Origin of the sequence: Actinoplanes sp. L3-i22 (genome assembly GCF_019704555.1) — a bacterium.
Classification (GTDB): Bacteria; Actinomycetota; Actinomycetes; order Mycobacteriales; family Micromonosporaceae; genus Actinoplanes.
This window is the reverse complement of record NZ_AP024745.1, coordinates 9,902,815-9,920,424: the sequence shown is the minus strand read 5'-3', so window position 1 is coordinate 9,920,424 and position 17,610 is coordinate 9,902,815. Positions and strand designations below refer to the sequence as shown.

At 72.2% G+C, this 17,610-nt stretch carries 19 protein-coding genes; 12 read left to right on the top strand and 7 right to left on the bottom strand.

The features are described from left to right. Positions 1–59: 59 nt before the first annotated feature. Both aceB and L3i22_RS44065 read left to right on the top strand, forming a co-directional pair. A complete protein-coding gene (aceB, locus tag L3i22_RS44070) occupies positions 60–1,595 on the top strand; it encodes a malate synthase A (protein ID WP_221323375.1) in 1,536 nt (511 codons plus the stop codon). 12 nt (positions 1,596–1,607) lie between these two features. Further along, complete coding sequence (locus L3i22_RS44065) at positions 1,608–2,744, top strand: aldolase/citrate lyase family protein (protein ID WP_221323374.1); 1,137 nt, start codon at positions 1,608–1,610, stop codon at positions 2,742–2,744. Here L3i22_RS44065 and L3i22_RS44060 read toward each other — a convergent pair. Next, positions 2,741–3,271, bottom strand: coding sequence for a hypothetical protein (locus tag L3i22_RS44060; RefSeq protein WP_221323373.1), 531 nt, complete (start codon positions 3,269–3,271; stop codon positions 2,741–2,743). The genes L3i22_RS44065 and L3i22_RS44060 overlap by 4 nt on opposite strands. A 93-nt stretch (positions 3,272–3,364) precedes the next feature. Here L3i22_RS44060 and L3i22_RS44055 point away from each other — a divergent pair, with 93 nt between their 5' ends. Next, a complete protein-coding gene (locus tag L3i22_RS44055) occupies positions 3,365–3,820 on the top strand; it encodes a hypothetical protein (RefSeq protein WP_221323372.1) in 456 nt (151 codons plus the stop codon). Here the strand turns inward: L3i22_RS44055 and L3i22_RS44050 are convergent. Continuing rightward, on the bottom strand, positions 3,795–4,217 hold the full coding sequence (locus tag L3i22_RS44050; RefSeq protein ID WP_221323371.1) for a glutaredoxin domain-containing protein: 423 nt from the start codon (positions 4,215–4,217) through the stop codon (positions 3,795–3,797). The genes L3i22_RS44055 and L3i22_RS44050 overlap by 26 nt on opposite strands. A gap of 79 nt (positions 4,218–4,296) precedes the next feature. Here L3i22_RS44050 and allB point away from each other — a divergent pair, with 79 nt between their 5' ends. Genes allB through L3i22_RS44030 form a run of 4 tightly spaced genes read left to right on the top strand, consistent with a single transcriptional unit; the run spans position 4,297 to position 9,165 of the window. After that, positions 4,297–5,616 carry an allantoinase AllB gene (gene allB, locus L3i22_RS44045; RefSeq protein WP_221323370.1) on the top strand — a complete coding sequence of 440 codons (1,320 nt, stop codon included), beginning with the start codon at positions 4,297–4,299 and terminating at the stop codon, positions 5,614–5,616. Next, positions 5,616–6,602 (top strand): allantoicase, encoded by a 987-nt coding sequence (gene alc / locus L3i22_RS44040; protein ID WP_221323369.1) that lies wholly within the window; start codon positions 5,616–5,618, stop codon positions 6,600–6,602. The genes allB and alc overlap by 1 nt, the downstream gene beginning before the upstream one ends. Beyond that, positions 6,587–8,095 carry a phosphotransferase family protein gene (locus L3i22_RS54505; RefSeq protein ID WP_304523442.1) on the top strand — a complete coding sequence of 503 codons (1,509 nt, stop codon included), beginning with the start codon at positions 6,587–6,589 and terminating at the stop codon, positions 8,093–8,095. The genes alc and L3i22_RS54505 overlap by 16 nt, the downstream gene beginning before the upstream one ends. Further along, entirely contained in the window at positions 8,062–9,165 is a 1,104-nt protein-coding gene (locus tag L3i22_RS44030) for a protein-L-isoaspartate O-methyltransferase (protein ID WP_221323368.1), read from the top strand. Before L3i22_RS54505 ends, L3i22_RS44030 begins: the two co-directional genes overlap by 34 nt. Here the strand turns inward: L3i22_RS44030 and L3i22_RS44025 are convergent. The 3 genes from L3i22_RS44025 to L3i22_RS44015 form a co-directional block, all read right to left on the bottom strand. Then, positions 9,144–9,791 carry a response regulator transcription factor gene (locus tag L3i22_RS44025; RefSeq protein WP_221323367.1) on the bottom strand — a complete coding sequence of 216 codons (648 nt, stop codon included), beginning with the start codon at positions 9,789–9,791 and terminating at the stop codon, positions 9,144–9,146. The genes L3i22_RS44030 and L3i22_RS44025 overlap by 22 nt on opposite strands. Beyond that, entirely contained in the window at positions 9,788–11,065 is a 1,278-nt protein-coding gene (locus tag L3i22_RS44020; protein ID WP_255657614.1) for a sensor domain-containing protein, read from the bottom strand. The genes L3i22_RS44025 and L3i22_RS44020 overlap by 4 nt, the downstream gene beginning before the upstream one ends. Before the next feature lie 76 nt (positions 11,066–11,141). Continuing rightward, positions 11,142–12,725 carry a phospholipase D-like domain-containing protein gene (locus tag L3i22_RS44015; RefSeq protein ID WP_221323365.1) on the bottom strand — a complete coding sequence of 528 codons (1,584 nt, stop codon included), beginning with the start codon at positions 12,723–12,725 and terminating at the stop codon, positions 11,142–11,144. A gap of 156 nt (positions 12,726–12,881) precedes the next feature. On the opposite strand from L3i22_RS44015, the gene L3i22_RS54150 reads away from it, so the two are divergent. Continuing rightward, positions 12,882–13,007 carry a hypothetical protein gene (locus L3i22_RS54150; protein ID WP_255657613.1) on the top strand — a complete coding sequence of 42 codons (126 nt, stop codon included), beginning with the start codon at positions 12,882–12,884 and terminating at the stop codon, positions 13,005–13,007. Positions 13,008–13,037: 30 nt separating this feature from the next. On the opposite strand, the gene L3i22_RS44010 is transcribed toward L3i22_RS54150, so the two are convergent. Further along, positions 13,038–14,237 carry an aminopeptidase gene (locus L3i22_RS44010; RefSeq protein ID WP_221323364.1) on the bottom strand — a complete coding sequence of 400 codons (1,200 nt, stop codon included), beginning with the start codon at positions 14,235–14,237 and terminating at the stop codon, positions 13,038–13,040. Positions 14,238–14,309: 72 nt separating this feature from the next. Here L3i22_RS44010 and L3i22_RS44005 point away from each other — a divergent pair, with 72 nt between their 5' ends. Both L3i22_RS44005 and L3i22_RS44000 read left to right on the top strand, forming a co-directional pair. Then, positions 14,310–14,546: a helix-turn-helix domain-containing protein gene (locus L3i22_RS44005; RefSeq protein WP_221323363.1), complete on the top strand. Its 237-nt coding sequence runs from the start codon at positions 14,310–14,312 to the stop codon at positions 14,544–14,546. Position 14,547: 1 nt separating this feature from the next. Then, positions 14,548–15,162: a Clp protease N-terminal domain-containing protein gene (locus L3i22_RS44000; protein WP_221323362.1), complete on the top strand. Its 615-nt coding sequence runs from the start codon at positions 14,548–14,550 to the stop codon at positions 15,160–15,162. Here L3i22_RS44000 and L3i22_RS43995 read toward each other — a convergent pair. After that, positions 15,155–15,619 (bottom strand): GNAT family N-acetyltransferase, encoded by a 465-nt coding sequence (locus tag L3i22_RS43995; RefSeq protein ID WP_221323361.1) that lies wholly within the window; start codon positions 15,617–15,619, stop codon positions 15,155–15,157. The two genes, L3i22_RS44000 and L3i22_RS43995, sit on opposite strands and share 8 nt — an antisense overlap. Before the next feature lie 163 nt (positions 15,620–15,782). Here L3i22_RS43995 and L3i22_RS43990 point away from each other — a divergent pair, with 163 nt between their 5' ends. Continuing rightward, on the top strand, positions 15,783–16,223 hold the full coding sequence (locus L3i22_RS43990) for a MarR family winged helix-turn-helix transcriptional regulator (protein WP_221323360.1): 441 nt from the start codon (positions 15,783–15,785) through the stop codon (positions 16,221–16,223). A 289-nt stretch (positions 16,224–16,512) separates the two neighbouring features. Continuing rightward, positions 16,513–17,463: a pirin family protein gene (locus L3i22_RS43985; RefSeq protein WP_221323359.1), complete on the top strand. Its 951-nt coding sequence runs from the start codon at positions 16,513–16,515 to the stop codon at positions 17,461–17,463. The last annotated feature ends 147 nt before the right edge of the window (positions 17,464–17,610 follow it).

The following is a 17,610-nucleotide window of genomic DNA, read 5'->3' as shown; positions in this document are numbered from 1 at the left end:
CGGGACGGCGTCACTATTACGCTACGCGGGAGTAACAACACCGAAAGGAGCCGTCAACGATGACTGAGATCCTGTCCGACGAGGCCGTGGCGTTCATCGCCGACCTTAATCGCCGGTTCCGGCCGCGCCGCAACGAGCTCCTCCAGGCGCGTGCCGCCCGGCGGGCCGAGATCGCCGCGGGCGCCAGCCTCGGCTTCCTGGCCGAGACCGCCGACATCCGGGCCGCCGAGTGGTCCGCCCCGCCGGCCCCCGCCGACCTGCGGGACCGGCGTGTCGAGATCACCGGGCCGACCGAGCGCAAGATGACGATCAACGCGCTGAACTCGGGCGCCAAGGTGTGGCTGGCCGACCTCGAGGACGCCAACACCCCGCACTGGTCCAATGTGGTCGACGGGCAGCAGAACCTCTTCGACGCGATCCGGCGCACGATCACGCTGGAGACCGAGAAGAAGACGTACGAGCTGAACGGCGGGCCGTACCCGACCATCGTGATGCGCCCCCGCGGCTGGCACCTGGACGAGCGCCACCTGCCGGTCGACGGCGAGCCGGCCGTCGGCGCCCTGGTCGACTTCGGGCTCTACTTCTTCCACAACGCCAAGGAGCTGCTGGAACGCGGTTCCGGGCCGTACTTCTACCTGCCGAAGATGGAGTCCCACAAGGAAGCCGCCCTGTGGAACGACGTCTTCACCTACGCCCAGGAGCAGCTCGGCATCCCGGTCGGCACGATCCGCGCCACCGTGCTGATCGAGACCATCCCGGCCGCGTTCGAGATGGAGGAGATCCTCCACGCGCTGCGCCCGCACATCTCCGGCCTCAACGCCGGCCGTTGGGACTACCTGTTCAGCATCATCAAGTACTTCCGCGACAACCCGCGGATGATCCTGCCGGACCGCGCCGCCGTGACGATGACCGCGCCGTTCATGCGCGCCTACTCCGAGCTGCTCGTCTCCACCTGCCACAAGCGCGGCGCGTTCGCGATGGGCGGGATGGCCGCGTTCATCCCGAGCCGGCGTGACCCGCAGGTCAACGAGGTGGCCCTGGCCAAGGTCAACGAGGACAAGGAGCGCGAGGCCGGCGACGGCTTCGACGGTTCCTGGGTGGCCCACCCCGACCTGGTGCCGGTCTGCCAGGCGATCTTCGACCGGGTGCTCGGCGACAAGCCGAACCAGCTCGGCCGGCTGCGCCCGGACGTCTCGGTCGACGCCCGTGACCTGCTCGACGTCGCCTCGCTCGGCGCCCGGGTCACCGAGGCCGGCCTGCGCAACAACGTCAACGTCGCCCTGCAGTACCTGGAGGCGTGGCTGCGCGGCAACGGCGCGGTCGCGATCCACAACCTGATGGAGGACGCCGCCACCGCGGAGATCTCCCGCTCGCAGATCTGGCAGTGGATCCACAACGGCGTCAAGCTGCCGGACGGCACCCCGATCACCGCCGAGCTGGTCACCCGGATCGAGGACGAGGAACTCGTGAAGATCCGGGAGACGGCCGGCGAGGGCGGTCGCTTCGACGACGCCCGCAAGCTGTTCGAGCGGGTCGCCCTCGCCGACGACTTCGCCGACTTCCTCACCACCGCGGCCTACGACGCGATCGACTGACCGAGGAGCCCGATGCGCCTGTCCGATCATGACTACACCGAGATCGACGGGCGCCTGGCCGCCCACGACGCTCTCCTCCGGGCTCGGTACCCGGGGGAGCGCGCCGGGCGGCAACCCGTGCACACGGTCTACGTGCCGGCCGACAAACTGGACGGCTTCCGGGACTGGGGCACGATCGCGCTGTCCACGATGGATCAGCACGACTTCCCGTGGCCGGACCCGGCGGTCCGCGCCAAGCTGGCCCGCGAGCCGATCGAGGACCTGCGGGTCGACTTCGAGGACGGCTACGGCATCCGCGACGACGCCCAGGAGGACGCCGCGGTCCGCAAGGCCGCCGCGATCCTGCGCGACGGCCCGCGCCCGCCGTTCCTCGGCCTGCGGATCAAGTCCTTCGAGGCCGCGACCCGCCACCGCGCGCTGCGCACCCTCGACCTCTTCCTCGACGCCTACCAGGACCTTTTCACCATCACCCTGCCCAAGGTGAGCGGTCCGGTCCAGGTTGCGGCGATGGTCGCGGTCTGCGAAAAACTTGAGCTTGGGTACGGCTTGAGCACCGGCACGCTGACCTTCGAGATCCAGATCGAGCTGCCCTCGGCGGTGCTCGCCGCGGACGGCACCGCCACCGTCGCCCCGCTGATCACGGCCGCCGACGGCCGGTGCACCGGCCTGCACTACGGCACCTACGACTACAGCGCGGCCGCCGGGGTGGCCGCCGCCTACCAGTCGATGGAGCACCCGGTGGCCGATTACGCCAAGGCGGTCATGCAGGCGGCGGCCGCCCAGACCGGCGTGCGCCTCTCCGACGGCTCCACCAACATCCTCCCGGTGGGTGACCGGGAGGACGTGCACGCGGCCTGGCAGTTGCATCACCGACTGGTCCGGCGATCCCTGGAACGCGGCTACTACCAGGGCTGGGACCTGCATCCGGCCCAGCTGCCGAGCCGGTACGCGGCGACCTACGCGTTCTTCCGGGACGGCCGGGACGCCGCGGTCACCCGCCTGCACCGGTACCTGGACCGGCAGGACAGCGGCATCATGGACGAGCCGGCCACCGCCCGCGCGCTCGCCGGCTACCTGCTGCGGGGGCTGGACTGCGGCGCCCTGACCGACGCCGGTTTCCCCCGCGAGCAGTTGACGGCGCTGATCTAGCCGCCGGGGCGTGGGGCGGGCGGCGGATGGTTCGCGTCGCAGCCCTCCGAGCCGCCGACGAAGACCACGCAGCCCCGGTCCGGCTTCGGCTCGTTGCGCTGCTCGGCCAGGGCGACCAGCCCGCGCAGCGCGAGGATCACCACCGCGACCAGGAGCACCGCCTTGGCCAGCGTGCGCCCCTGGCCGCGCCGGACGACCAGGTAGACGAGCCCGGCCACCACCAGGAACAGGGCGGTCCAGGTCACCGACCCGCTGTGGCCTCCGCTGGTGAACCAGTCCGGCACCAGGCTGACGAACGACGCCGGGCTCAGCACCAGCAGCCCGACCAGCGCGACCACGCCCAGCACCAGGCCGACCAGGACGCCCAGGGCGACGGCCGGGCCGCTCACCCGCGGACGATCCTCGGCTTCCTCGGCTTCGTTGGCCTCGCCGCCGAGTTCCGGTTCGGCTTCGGCGCCGGGATCGGGTCCCGGCTCGGGCTGGTGTTCTCGGTCGTGCTTGGCCTCGACTTCGGGGTCCCCGTTCATAAGGTGACACATTAGCGTTCGTCGAATTGCTGATGACCTCGAACTGTGGCGCGCCGGATACGTACAACTCGGCATAGCCGGGAGGCGATTACGGTGCGACACGAACCGGTACGGACCTGGTATCAGCCATGGAAGAAACGATGCTCGTGCGGGTGCGCCTGGTACCCGTGCCCGGACGCGGCGACGATCCCGCCGCCCGCGGTTCTCCGGAGCCTGCACCTGGGCGACGACGAGGTGGACGAGCACGGCACGGCCGAGCACATGTGGGAGCGCCCGTCCTGGGAGTGCCGCTCCTGTGCGAGCCCCTGGCCCTGTGAACCGGCGCGGGTCATCCTGGCCGCCGAGTCGGACCGGGTGTCGCTCGCCCTCTACATGTCCGGCCACCTCGAACGGGCCGTCGACGACCTGCCGAAACGGTCGCCGAACGAGATGTGCGACCGGTTCCTGCGCTGGATCCACGCCCGCCCGTCGGGCCCGCGCCCCGGGCGTGAACCGGCTGTGGTGGGGCCGGAAACCCGTACCCCTAAGCGGTTTGCAGTTGCTCTTTGACCCATTGCGGGTCGGGGTTGACGAAGCCCTCGCCGCGGATGACCACCGTGGGCACGGTCTCGTTGCCGTCGGCGAAACCGCGGACGATGGCGGCGGCCTCCGGGTCCTTCCAGATGTCGACCCACTCCAGGCGGGCCGCTTCCGGGCCGAGGCGGGCGCGCAGGCGGAGACAGTACGGACAACCGGGGCGCCAGTAGACCACCGGGCGCCCCGCCGCGACGGCCTCGGCGGCGCGCACCCCGCGCGGGAACACCAACGGCGACGTGATCACGGCCAGGACCAGGAACAACGCCAGCAGGACCGCGGCGCCGCCGGGCGAGCCCTGGGACAGTTTGAGCCCCGCGACGAGGACGCCGCAGAGCGCGCTGAGAAGGGCGAGCCCCCACCGTCGCATCATGGCCAGCAGGCTACGCCGGTGAAATGTGCTTCCGCGCGGAAGGGCATCCCCGGAAACAAACCCCGGTTAGGGTCTGACCATGTTTGATCTTGTGGTGCGGTCCCGCCGGGTCATCACGCCGGACGGTGAGATTCCGGCCGCGGTCGTCGTCGACGCCGGGCGGATCGTCGCGATCCAGCCGTACGACGCCGCGGTGGAAGCAGCGACAGACGTCGATCTCGTTGACACCGTGCTGTCACCGGGTCTCGTGGACACTCATGTGCATGTCAACGAACCGGGTCGCACCGAATGGGAAGGCTTCGCCTCCGCCACCAGAGCCGCTGCCGCCGGCGGCGTCACCACGATCATCGACATGCCGCTCAACAGCCTCCCACCCACGGTCGACACCGCGGCGCTGGCGACCAAGCAGGCCGCCGCCACCGGCCAGTGCCATGTCGACGTCGGCTTCTGGGGTGGGGCCATCCCGGGCAACGCCGCCGACCTGCCCGGCCTGCACGCCGCCGGGGTCTTCGGCTTCAAGGCGTTCCTGGCCGACTCCGGCGTCCCGGAGTTCCCGCCGGTCGACCGGGCCCAGCTCGCCACCGCGATGGACGCCGCCGACGCGCTGTTCGTCGTCCACGCCGAGGACCCCGACCACCTGCGGGACGCGGCCAGCTCCGCGGCGTATGCGGACTTCCTCTCCTCCCGCCCCGCCGACGCCGAGCACGCCGCCGTCGCCACCGCGATCGAGGTCGCCCGCGCGGCCGGCCGGCGCGTCCACATCCTGCACCTGTCGGCCGCCTCCGCCCTGCCGCTGATCGCGCGGGCGAAAGCCGACGGCGTGCGGGTCACCGCGGAGACCTGCCCGCACTACCTGACGCTCGACGCCGCCGAGGTGCCGGACGGCGCCACCGAGTTCAAGTGCTGCCCGCCGATCCGCGACGCGGCCAACGCCGACCAGCTCTGGCAGGCGCTGGCCGACGGGCTGATCACCTGCGTGGTCAGCGACCACTCGCCGTGCACGCCCGAGCTGAAGCGGCAGGACACCGGTGACTTCGCCGCGGCCTGGGGCGGCATCGCGTCGGTGCAGCTCGGCCTGCCGGTGATCTGGACCGCGGCGCAAGCCCGTGGTCACACGCTCGCCGATGTGGTGAGCTGGATGGCGACCCGCCCGGCCGACCTGGTGGGCCTGTCCGGCAAGGGGCGGATCGCGGTCGGCGCCGACGCGGACCTGGTCGCTTTCGACCCGGACGCCGAGTTCACGGTCGACGCGCACGCGTTGCACCACAAGAACCCGGTGACGCCGTATGCCGGGAAGGCCCTGCGCGGCGTCGTGCGCACCACCTGGTTGCGCGGCGCCGAGGTGACCGGCACGGCACCGGCCGGCCGGTTCCTGGCGAGAGAGACGAGGGAGAACTGATGGAGGACTTCACCGCACTGCCCGACCTGGCCTCGCGGGCCTTCGGCGGGGGCGTGGTGCACGCCAACGACGAGTTCTTCGCCGCCGCCGACCACCTCGTGCTGCCGTCCGCCCCCGGGCACGCGCCGAAGACCTTCGATCACAAGGGCCAGGTGTACGACGGCTGGGAGACCCGCCGTCGCCGCAGTCCCGGGCAGGACTTCGCGGTCGTCCGGCTGGGCGCGCCCGGCGTGATCCACGGCGTCGACATCGACACCGCGTTCTTCACCGGCAACTATCCGCCGTTCGCCTCGGTCGACGCCGTCACGCTGCCCGGTTACCCCGGCCCGGAGGAGCTCGCCGCCGCCGAGTGGGTGGAGATCCTGCCCCGCGAGGAGCTCAAGGGCGACAGCAGCAACCTGTTCCCGATCACCGACGGGCGCCGGTTCACCCACGTGCGGCTCACCATCTATCCGGACGGCGGGGTCGCCCGGCTGCGCGTGCACGGCGAGGTCGTGCCGGACCCGGCGCTGCTGCCCAAGGTGTTCGACGTGGCGGCCGCCGAGCACGGCGGCCGGGTCGTGGACTGCAGCAACATGTTCTACGGCCACCCGCAGCGGATGCTGATGCCCGGCCTCGCGCAGAACATGGGCGACGGCTGGGAGACGTCCCGCCGCCGCGACGACGCCAACGACTGGGTGCTGGTCCAGCTCGCCGCCCCGGCCCGGCTGCGCTTCGCCGACCTGGACACCAGCCACTTCAAGGGCAACGCCCCCGGCTGGGCCCGCCTGACCGGCATCACCGCCGACGGCGACCAGGTCGAGCTGCTGCCGAAGACCGCGCTGCGCCCCGACACCCCGCACCGATTCCCGCTGCTCAGCGGCCCGGAGGTGACCCACGCGCGGCTGGACATCTACCCCGACGGCGGGATGGCCCGGCTGCGTCTGCTGGGCCGCGCCGATCGGGAGCACCTGTGGGCGAGAATGGGGCAGTGTCTCGAACCGTGACCCTCGTGCTCGTCGATCCGGCCGGCGAACTGCTCGGCGCGCTGCCGCCGTTCCCGGTCGAGACCCCCTGGTGGCAGGAGGTCGCCGAGATCGTCGCGCGGGCCGGCGTCGAGGTCACCGTGCTGCGGCTGCTGCACGCGGACCGGGTGGCGCCGCCCGGCGGGCACGTCACCTACCTGGCCGAGACCCGGGAGCGGCCGGACGGCCTGATCCCGCTCGGCGCGGACCTGGTGCCGCACGCGCTGCGCGCGCCGTGGGCCGAGCCGGGCGGTCCGGCCGCCACCCTGGCCTGGGCCGCCGGCGCGCTGGACCGGCTCGGCATCGACCGGGTGACACCGCGGCAGCAGCGGACCTGGAACCTGTCGGCGATCTGGCGGATGGACGGGCCGGACGGGCCGGTCGCCTGGCTCAAGCAGGTGCCCGGCTTCTTCGCGCACGAGCCGGTCGTGATCAGCCGGGTCGCCGCGATCGCGCCGACGCTGGTGCCCTATGTCCTGGCCGCCGGGGCCGCCGGCCGGATGCTGCTGGCGCACGTGCCCGGCGACGACCGGTACGGCGCCGGGCCGGAGCTGTGCGCGGCGGTGGCTGAGGCATTCCACCCGGTCCAGGCCCATTTCGCGGGCCGGTTCACGGGCCGCCCCGATGCCGCTGTGCCCGGCCGCTTCGACTTCGACTTCGACCGCGCTCTCGCTGAGCCCGACGGCTTTGAGCGGACCGCGCGCCCTGGCGAGCCCGGCGGGCTTGAGGCGGCCGCGCGCCCCGGCGATCCCGGGGCCGGGCGTGGCGGCGATTCCGCGGCTGGGCGTGGTGGCGAGCTCGGGGCTTGGCGTGGTGGCGAGCTCGCGGCTGGGCGTGGTGGCGAGCCCGGGGCTGGGCTTGGTGGCGGGCCCGGGGCTGGGCGTGGTGGCGGGCCCGGGGCCGGGCGTGCTGGTGCAGGCGGGCCGGGCGGGGTGCCGGACAAGCGGCTCGACGCGGGCCGCCTCGCCGCGGTTGCCGCGCCCTACCGGGACGACATCCCCGGCCTGGCCGAGCTGATCGACGGCCTGCCGGCGCGGCTGGCCGAGGTCGCCGCGTGCGGGCTGCCCGACACGCTGCTGCACGGCGACCTGCACCCGGGCAACGTGCGCACCGACGGCGCCGGCGCCCCGGTGATCATCGACTGGGGTGACTCCGCGATCGGCCATCCGGCGTTCGACCTGTTGCGGCTGATCGAGGGTCTGGAGTCACCCGAGCCCCTGGTCGCGGCGTGGTCGCGGCGCTGGCGGGAGACCGTGCCGGGCTGCGCGCCGGAACGCGCGGTCGAGCTGCTCCGGCCGGTCGCCCCGCTGGTGTCCGCGGCGACGTACGCCGGATTCCTGGCCCACATCGAGCAATCCGAATGGCCCTATCACGCCGGCGACGTGCCGGACTGTCTGACCACAGCGGCCGCGACCGCCGCCGAAGTGCGTACGGTGGCAGCATGGCGGACACTCGGCGGCACTACCTCGACCTGATCCGGCAGGACGGCGTGCACCTGACGCCGGAGCTGGCCGCCGCGTTCGCGACGGTGCCCCGCGAGCTGTTCGTGCCGACCGGCTTCCGCCGCCGCGACGGTGGCTGGGTGGCGCCCGCCGACCCGGACTTCCTGGCCACGGTGTACCGCAACGACGTCCTGGTCACCAAGCTGAACGGTGACGTGCCGATCAGCTCGTCCAGCCAGCCGTCGCTGATGGCGATCATGTTGCGGGCGCTGGACGTCCGCCCCGGCATGCGGGTGCTCGAGATCGGCGCCGGCACCGGCTACAACGCCGCCCTGCTGGCGACCCTCGGCGCCGAGGTGACCAGTGTGGACGTTCAGGAGGACGTGGCCGTCCGGGCGCGCGCCGCGCTGGACCGGGCCGGCATCACCGGGGTGCGGGTCACCGCCGGCGACGGCTATCTCGGCGACCCCGACGCACGGTACGACCGGATCATCGTCACCGTCGGTGTCGCCGGCCTGTCCCCGCACTGGTTCGCCCAGCTCGCGCCGGACGGCCTGGTGATCGCCCCGGTCGAGCACGCCGGCCACCACCCGGTCCTGTCTGTGCGCCCGGGCGACCCGGCGACCGCCGCGGTGGTCTGCTCGTCCGGTTTCATGGCCGCCGCCGGCCCGCTCGGCGCCCGGCACGCCGGCAGTCATCCGTCGTCCGCCGGTGCTCTTCCGGAGCTGGCCGAGACCGCTCCGGCGCGCTGGTCGCCGCCGTTGACGACGGTCGCCTACCGCGACCTCTGGTATGCCGTCGGCGCCTGGCACCGGCGCGCCACCCTGGCCACGCCGGCCGACTGGGACCGGACCCGGCTGGTGCTGCTGGACGAGGCGGGCAGCGGTGGCGCGGCGATCCAGCCGGACGGTTCGGTGCACGCGGGTGGCCCCGAGGCGGCCCGCTGCACCGCCGTGGCCACCACGCTGATCGACCGCTGGCTGGAGCTGGGCCGCCCGGAGATGCGCGGGTGGCAGGTCGGCCTCGCCCTGGACGGTGACCCGGCCGCCCCGATCTGGGTCCCGCACACCTGGCAGATCGTTCAGGGCCGGGCGCCGAGATAGGTCAGCACCGCCATCACCCGGCGGTTCGCGTCGTCGGTCGGCGGCAGCCCGAGCTTGGCCAGGATGTTGCCGACGTGCTTGCCGACCGCGGTCTCGCTGACGAACAGGGCGCCGGCGATCGACGAGTTCGACCGGCCCTCGGCGATCAGCGCGAGCACCTCCCGTTCCCGCGGGGAGAGCCCGGCGAGCGGGTCCCGGGGCCGGTGCAGCAGCCGCCGCACCACCTCCGGGTCGATGACGGTGCCGCCGGCCAGCACGTCACGCAGCGCGGCCACGAAGTCCTCGATGTCGGCGACCCGGTCCTTCAGCAGGTAGCCGACCCCGTCGCCGGTGCCGATCAGGTCGGACGCGTACTCCTCCTGCACGTACTGGCTCAGCACCACCACCGGCAGCCCGGGTCGCTCCTCGCGCAACCGCACCGCGGCCCGCAGCCCCTCGTCCCGGAAGTCCGGCGGCATCTTGATGTCGGTGATCACCAGGTCCGGCTGGTGCACGCCGACCGCGGCGATCAGGTGCTCGGCGTCGCCCACCGCGTCCACCACGGTGAAGCCGAACCGTCCCAGCACCCCGATCAGCCCCTCGCGCAGCAGCACCCCGTCCTCGGCCAGGACCACGCGCGTGGTCATCGCGGGCACGGCAGCTCGACCCGCATCAGCGTCGGCCCGCCGGCCGGGCTGGCCAGCAGCAACCGGCCCCCGGCGGCGGCCACCCGGTCGGCGAGGCCGGTCAGCCCGGTGCCCATCCGCGGATCCGCGCCGCCCCGGCCGTTGTCCTGGATCTCCAGGTCGACCCGGGTGCCGTCGCCGGTGACCCGCACGCTGGCCGCGGTGGCCCGGGCGTGCTTGGCGATGTTGGTCAGCGCCTCGGCGGCCACGAAGTACGCCGTGGTCTCGATGCTCTCCGGCGGCCGGGTGGTGATCGTGGCCTCGACGACGACCGGGACCGGCGAGCTCGCCGCCAGCTCGCGCAGCGCGGCCGGCAGCCCGAGGTCGGTCAGCACCTGCGGGCGGATGCCGTGTACCAGGTCGCGCAGCACCACCATCAGCTCCTTCGCCTGGGTGTGCGCGAGGCCGAGCGGCTCGGCGGCGGGGGAGTCCGGCGGCAGGTCGAGCCGGGCCATGCCCAGGTGCAGGGTGAGGCTGGTGAGCCGGTGCTGGGCACCGTCGTGCAGGTCCCGTTCGATCCGGCGGCGCTCGGCGTCGAACGCGTCGGCCAGCCGGGCCCGGGACTGGGACACCTCGCCGAGCTGGTCGCGCAGCGGATCGCCGCCGCCGAGCAGCCGGCGGGCCAGCATCGCGTGCCCGGCGGCCAGCGCCCCGGCCAGGTAGAGCAGGGCCGGCGCGACCGCCAGCCCGACCAGGGCGAGCGGGATGCTGCGCGGGCCGCCGTCGACGGTGTAGGCGCCGAACTGCCAGGTGCCGAGGCCGAACGGGCTGGCGATCATCAGCGCGTCGGCGAGCAGCGCGATGAACGCGGCGAGGAAGACCGGCGGGGCGAACACGGCCAGCAGCACCGTGTAGAGCACCGCCCGCCAGGTCGCCTCGTCCCGGTAGAGGCCACCGAGGTCGCCGGGCCGGCGGCCGGCGCGCAGCGGGCGCGGGTCGACCAGGCGCAGGCGGCGGCGCTCCAGCGCGGCGACCGGCACCGCGACCAGCGGGGAACCGACGAACAGCAGCGCCGCGGAGACCACGAGCAGGAACAGGATGGCCGGGCTGGGCAGGTTGCCGTGGACCAGCCGCCGGGCCGAGACCAGCAGCGGCAGCAGCAGCACGGCGAGGCCGAAGGACAGGGGCGCGACGATGACCGCCGTGGTGGCGAGGAACGTCACCGAGCGCCACGGCCAGGCCGTGAGCACGTAGCGGCGGTCCCGCAGGGACGCGGTCAAACTGGTGGTGGACACCGGTTCACCGTATGCAGCGGGGCGGTTCCGGCCCATCCGGTTGGCCGCCGAATCGGGGTATGCCTAGCTACACCTGTCACCATCGGCCGGCCCGGCGATCGCGCCACGGGCGGCCGTCCGGGTCATACATCAGGCGGTAGACCGGGGTCGCCCAGAGCCGCTGGAACCAGGGCAGCCGCTCGGTCTCGTGCGGGATCAGCCGGCCCGGCGGGCGTGGCCCACGGCGGCCGCCGTCGCGCCAGTCGCGGAGGGCCTCGGCGGCGGCGTCCAACGTTCGTACCATCGCAATCGGGTCTAAAAGATCTTGATTGTCGCCGTCCTGGCGGTCCAGGTGTTCGCGGGTCAGCGCGAGCCGCAGCTCCCGTGGGAAGTGCCGGGCGCCGTCGCCGAGCCCGGCCGGGTCGACCGGCTCCCGTTCGTCGCGCGTCGCGTCCAGGATCGCGTTGGACAGCTCGCTGTCGTGCGTCCACGAACGACGGTTGAAGTTGTCGCTGCCCACGCTGCACCACACGTCGTCGATCACACAGACCTTCGCGTGTACGTAGATCGGCGTGCCCTCGTGGTTCTCCAGGTCGAAGACGTGCACTCGATCGGACGCGGCATGTTTGCACAGGTCGATGGCCTGTTCCCGGCCGACCTGGTTGGGCGGCAGCGCGAACCGGCCGTCCACGTCCGGGTGGCGTGGCACGACCGCGATCAGGTGCAGCTCGGGGTTGTCGCGCAGCGCCTGGGCGAACAGCTCGGCCACCTCGGCCGACCAGAGGTACTGATCCTCCAGGTAGATCAGCCGGCGGGCGCGCTTGATCGCCTTGGTGTAGCCGCGGGCCACGGTCTGCTCGCCGAGCGGGGCGAACGAGTATTTCGGGCGCATCGCCGGATATGTCCGCAGCACCTGCACGGCCATCGGACCGCACTCCGGCGGGTCCGGCGGCTGCTCGGGCAGCCGGTCCGCGTGCAGGTCGGCGTGCTTGAACTTGTCGGCGAGCGTGGAGATCGGGCCGTGCTGGTCGAGCGGCGCCGGGTCGCACCAGCGCTCCCGGAACGACAGGTCGAGCGCGCCGACCACCGGCCCGCGCAGCGCCAGCTGGATGTCGTGCCAGGGCGGGGTGGGGCCGTACGCCTTCGCCATCCGCACCGCTTGCGGATCGCCGTGATGGTCGGCGTCGTCCCGGCGGCTGTGGCACAGGTCGATGCCGCCGGCGAACGCGATGTCCCGCTCGGGGTGCCCGGGATGCCGCAGCACCACGAGTTTCTGGTGGTGCGAGCCGCCGCGCCGGACCCGCTGGTCGAGCAGCACCTCGCCGCCGGCCTCGCGGATCTGGTCGCCGAGGTTGCGGTTCTCCTCCTCGCTGTACGCCATCTTGTCCAGATGGGAGCGCCAGAGCAGGCCCTTGACGATCACCCCGCGCCGGGCCGCCGCCGCGAACAGCTCGCCGATCGTCGGCCCGTCGTCGGTGGTCAGCTCGTCCGGATCGCCCCGCCAGTCGGTGAAGAACAGATGATCACCGGCGTCGAGCTTCTCCACTTCCGTGGTAAGTCGGGAGAAGTACGTTTTTCCGTGAATAAGTGATTCAACTGTGTTTCCTGCACACCAGACGGGTAAATCAGTGTGTGGGTTGCCGCGTTCGGCGGCGGTCAGCAGCCAGTCCTCCGATGGCACGGGCAACCCTCCGAGGTCGACGACGCCCTCAACCGTATGTCCACTGACCGCTCCGCGCACTTCCAACGCGATCACCCCTCGATCGTTGCGCCCACCCCTGCCGATCGTCGCGTTTACCCCCGATCGTCGTGCGTCAACCTGCGGAGGAACACCGTCATGAGCAGTGAGCCGATGACCACCACAGCCGTTCCGGAGACCACCGAATCAGCCGAGACGGGCCTGCTCGTCGCGGTGCTGTTGCTGGTGCTGATGGGCACCACCGCGCTGCTGTTGATGTCCTGACCGGGAGGTCGCCGGCTCGGCTGGGCACGCTCAGCCGAGCACCCACTCGTCGTCGCGGATGATGTCGACCGTCCCCTTCGGACCGGTGCCGGTCACCGTGATCCCCTCGCCGCCCACCACGATGTCGGTGTGCACGCCGGACGTGTTCAGCCCGAGCGCGCTGCGCTCCTGGTGGCTCATCGCGACCCCGCCCGGGACCGCGAACGGGAAGCTCTGCCCCCACGCCACGTGACAGCCCGCGTTCTCGTCGAAGAGCGTGTTGTGGAAGACGATGCCGGCCTGCGCGATCCGGCTGTCCCGGTCGACCAGCGACACCTCGCCCAGGTAGCGCGCGCCCTCGTCGGTGGCCAGCTGCGCCTCGACGATGTCGGCGCCCTCGTCGGCGGCGACCGAGGTGATCCGCCCGCCCTCGAACGTCAGCCGCAGCCCGGTGACCAGGCGACCGGCCATCGCGAGCGGCTTGGTGACCCGCAGCACGCCGTCGGCGCGGCGCCGATCCGGGCTGGTGAACACCTCTTCGGTGGGGATGTTCGGCATGTACGCCACGCCGGTCTCGTCGATCATGCCGCCGCCGGTCCAGACGCAGCCCGGGATCAGGCCGACGGTCAGGTCGGTGCCGTCGCCGTGATAGCGGACCTCGGTCAGCTCCAGCGCGTCGAGCGCGGCGCCGCGCGCGGCCAGCGTCGCGGCGCGCTGCCGCCAGGCCTCCACCGGATCGTCCTGGTCGAGCCGCATCGCGGTGCCGACCGCGTGCCAGAGCCGGTCCACGTCGGGCTCGCCGAAGATCTGCTGGGCCCAGCCGGGGTTGGGCGCGCCGATCACCGTCCAGCGCAGCTTGCCGATCACCGCGTCGCGCCGGACCGCCGACTCCTCGGCCCGCCGCGCGGCGGCCTTGGCCGGGTCGGCACCGTCCAGCACGTGCGGATCGGCGTCGCCGACCAGGCTGATCCAGGCGACGCCCTGCTCGGCCCACTCGCGGGTGCGCGCCAGCGCCCACGGCCGGCTCGACCGCAGCTGGTCGAGGGTCGCGTGGTCGACCTCGGAGCGGCGCATCGGGCCGTCCGACCAGATCGGCTCGACCCAGGCGGCGCCGGCGGCATAGGCCGCCTCGACGACCGCGCGGGCGATCTCCAGGTGGGCGGTGTCGGTGTTCAGCACGACACCCTGCCCGGGCTGCACGTTGACTCCGGCTCGGACGACGACGTCCGCGAAGCGCTCGATCCAATCCATACCGATGAGCCTAGGCCTTCCCCTCCGTCAACCGGGGTTGACATGTGGATGGTGTCAACGTAGGTTGACGACATGACCGAGGCAACCGACCTCGCCGCCGCCGCGAGCAGCGCCGACCCACGGGTCGGCCTCCGCGCGGTGGTGGCGCTGCGCCGCCTGCTGGAGGGCCTCGAGCACCTCCAGGTGGCGAATGCCCGTAAGAAGGGCTGGTCCTGGCAGGAGATCGCCGACGCGCTCGGCGTGACCCGCCAGGGCGTACACAAGAAGCATGCTCATCTGATGCCGATGACCGACCCGCGGGAGGGTTGAGATGTTCGAGAGGTTCACCCAGGGTGCCCGCGCCGTCGTGACCGGCGCCCAGCAGGAGGCCCGTGACCTGGGCCATTCCGTGATCGGCACGGAGCACGTGCTGCTCGCCGTGCTGACCCGGGAGAACGGCGCGGCGGTGGTGCTGCACGAGGCCGGCGTCGAAGGGGAGCCGGTGCGCGACGCGATCGTGCGCTACGCCGGGCCCCACGACGAGGCGTCGACCGCGCCGGACCCGGATGCCGAGGACGCCGCCGCCCTCAAGTCCATCGGCATCGACCTGGACGCGGTGCGCGCCGCGATCGAGGAGAACTTCGGGGCCGGCGCGCTCCGGCTGCCGCGGCCCGCGCCGAAGAAGCGGGAGATCTTCGGCAAGTTCTACGCGGCGCCGGGCAGCGGGCACATCCCGTTCTCCCGGCGGAACAAGAAGGTGCTGGAGCTGGCGCTGCGGGAGGCGCTGCGGCTGAAGCACAAGTTCATCGCGCCGGAGCACATCGTGCTCGGCATGATCCGCGAGGGGGAGGGGCTGGCCATGCGGATCCTCGCCGATCAGGGCGTCGACTTCGACCGCCTGCGGAGCGAGCTGACCCGGTCGCTGGCGGCCGGCGCGGTCATGTGAGTCGCAGCCGCATGCCGGGCTCGGCACTGCGCCGGAACCCCAGGGAGGCGTAGAGCGGCTCGCCCTCGGCCGACGCTCGCAGGTCGACCGCCGGCACGCCGCGCTCGCCGAACCAGGCGAGCAGGGCGGTCATGCAGGCCCGGGAGTATCCACGCCGCCGCATGTCCGGGTCGGTGACGACGTTGTAGACGTACCCGACCCGGCCCTGCGGGTTGTGGGGACTCCCCAGCCGTTGATCGATGGTGCCGACCGCGCAGGCCGCGAGCCCGCCTCCGGATCGTTCGACGACGAAGGCCGCGATGCTCGGCTCCGGCGCTGCGAGCAGCTCGGACAGGGCTGCGCGGGCCGGCTCGCGCCAGTCGTCGTTCCAGTCCGCCTTCGTGAGACTGCGCAGCATGACCTCGCGGAGGCGGACGAGTTCGGCGGCGTCCGCGGGGACCGCCCGGCGTGTCGGCATCCGGAAAAACCAACCGGGCGGCGGCCCGCCGGGCGCGCGATTTTCCGCCGGGTCCGCCGTGGTCCGGCTTCCCGATTCGGGGGTACGGTGGCAACCCCGTACCGTGGGATCGCAAAGCTCTTCAGATTTTAAGTTTCAAGTTTGAAGTAGTACTGTTCGTGGTATGGCCGAACCGCTCAGCGACACCCAGTTGCAGCACTGGCGCACCTTCATCGAGAGCTCGTGGGCGCTGCACACCACGCTCGAGGACGAGCTGCGCGCCGCGACCGGGCTGAGCATGAACGACTACCACGTGCTGGTCGCTCTCGCCGACGCGCCCGGCCGCCGGATCCGGATGGGCGAGCTGGCCAACCGGCTGGTGTTCTCCCCGAGCCGGATCACCTACCAGATCACCTCGATGATCAAACGCGGCCTGGTCTCCAAGGAAACCTGCCCGGACGACAAGCGCGGGTTCGAGGCCGTCCTCACCGAGGCGGGCCTGGAAGCCCTGCGGGCGGCCGCTCCGGCGCACTTGGCGACGGTGCGGGAGCGTTTCATCAACCACCTCGACGAGGAGGAGCTCGCCGTCATCGGCCGGGCCTTCGCCAAAATCCGCAAGAACTGACCCACCGCCGCAAGCCCGACCCGCCCGCTCGCGCCGCCGGGCCACCGCCCGCTGCCGCGCCACCCGTCCGCCGTCGCGCCGGGTCGCCCGCCGGCGCTGAGGGCTGTTCGGGCTGCCGGGTCCGGTCGCGGGTGCCAGTCTGCTGTTGTCGGGCTCGGGTTCGGCCGTGCGTGCGAGCCGGTGGTTCCCCGGATGACGCCGGTCACGGTTCTTCAGATTTGAAGAGAAGTGCTGGTGTTTCAGATTTGAAAGAGCTAAGCTCGTGTCATCGAAGTCTGGAGGGCTCGAGATGCCTGCGATCACCGTTGATGACGTCCTTGTTCTGCCCCGCCTGCCGAAGCTGGACCCGGTCGCGACGGAGTTCCGGCCGGTTCGCCGTCTGACGACCGCGCCGAAGGGGTTCGAGGGGGAGGGGTTCCCGGTCCGCCGGGCCTTCGCCGGGGTGCCGCTGTCCGAGCTTGATCCCTTCATCCACCTGGACCAGATGGGTGAGATCGACTACGCGCCGGGTGAGCCGAAGGGCACCCCGTGGCACCCGCACCGGGGATTCGAAACGGTCACCTACATGATCGACGGGATCATGGACCACCAGGACTCGCTCGGTGGCGGTGGCTCGATCACCAACAGCGACACCCAGTGGATGACCGCCGGTTCCGGCATTCTGCACATCGAGGCGCCGCCGGAGCACCTGGTCACCAGCGGTGGCCTGTTCCACGGCCTGCAGCTCTGGGTGAACCTGCCGCGCGCCGCCAAGATGATCGACCCGAAGTACCAGGACATCCGGGGCAAGGAGTCCGCGCTGCTCACGACGCCGGACGGGGGTGCGCTGATCCGCATCATCGCCGGTGAGGTGGCCGGGTTCTCGGGGCCGGGGTCGACGTTCACGCCGATCAACCTGGCGCACGTGACCATGCAGGCGGGGGCGCGGCTGGACCTGCCGTGGCAGCCGTCGTACAACGCGCTCGTCTACGCGCTCTCCGGCGAGGGCTCGGTCGGCACCGACATGCGGCCGATCCAACTCGGTCAGCTGGCGACGTTCGGGGCGGGCGACGCGATCCGGGTCGAGGCCAAGACCGAGCTGGATCTGTTCATCATGGGCGGGCAGCCGATCCGCGAGCCGGTGGCGCACTACGGTCCGTTCGTGATGAACACGCAGGCCGAGCTGAAGCAGGCCTTCGAGGACTTCCAGAAGGGGCGTCTCGGGACGGTCCCGGCGACCCGGCTTCCGCACACCGATTAATTCCCTTTGGTACGGGCGTGGGCACGGTCCCTGGCACGGCGGTCGCGAGGTGGGCGGCCGCTCCGGGCCGCTGAAGCGCGGCGCTCAGGGGCATGGGTCAAGGCCGACAAAAGGATCAATGTCAGGGGTGTGGGCTGACGCCGTACC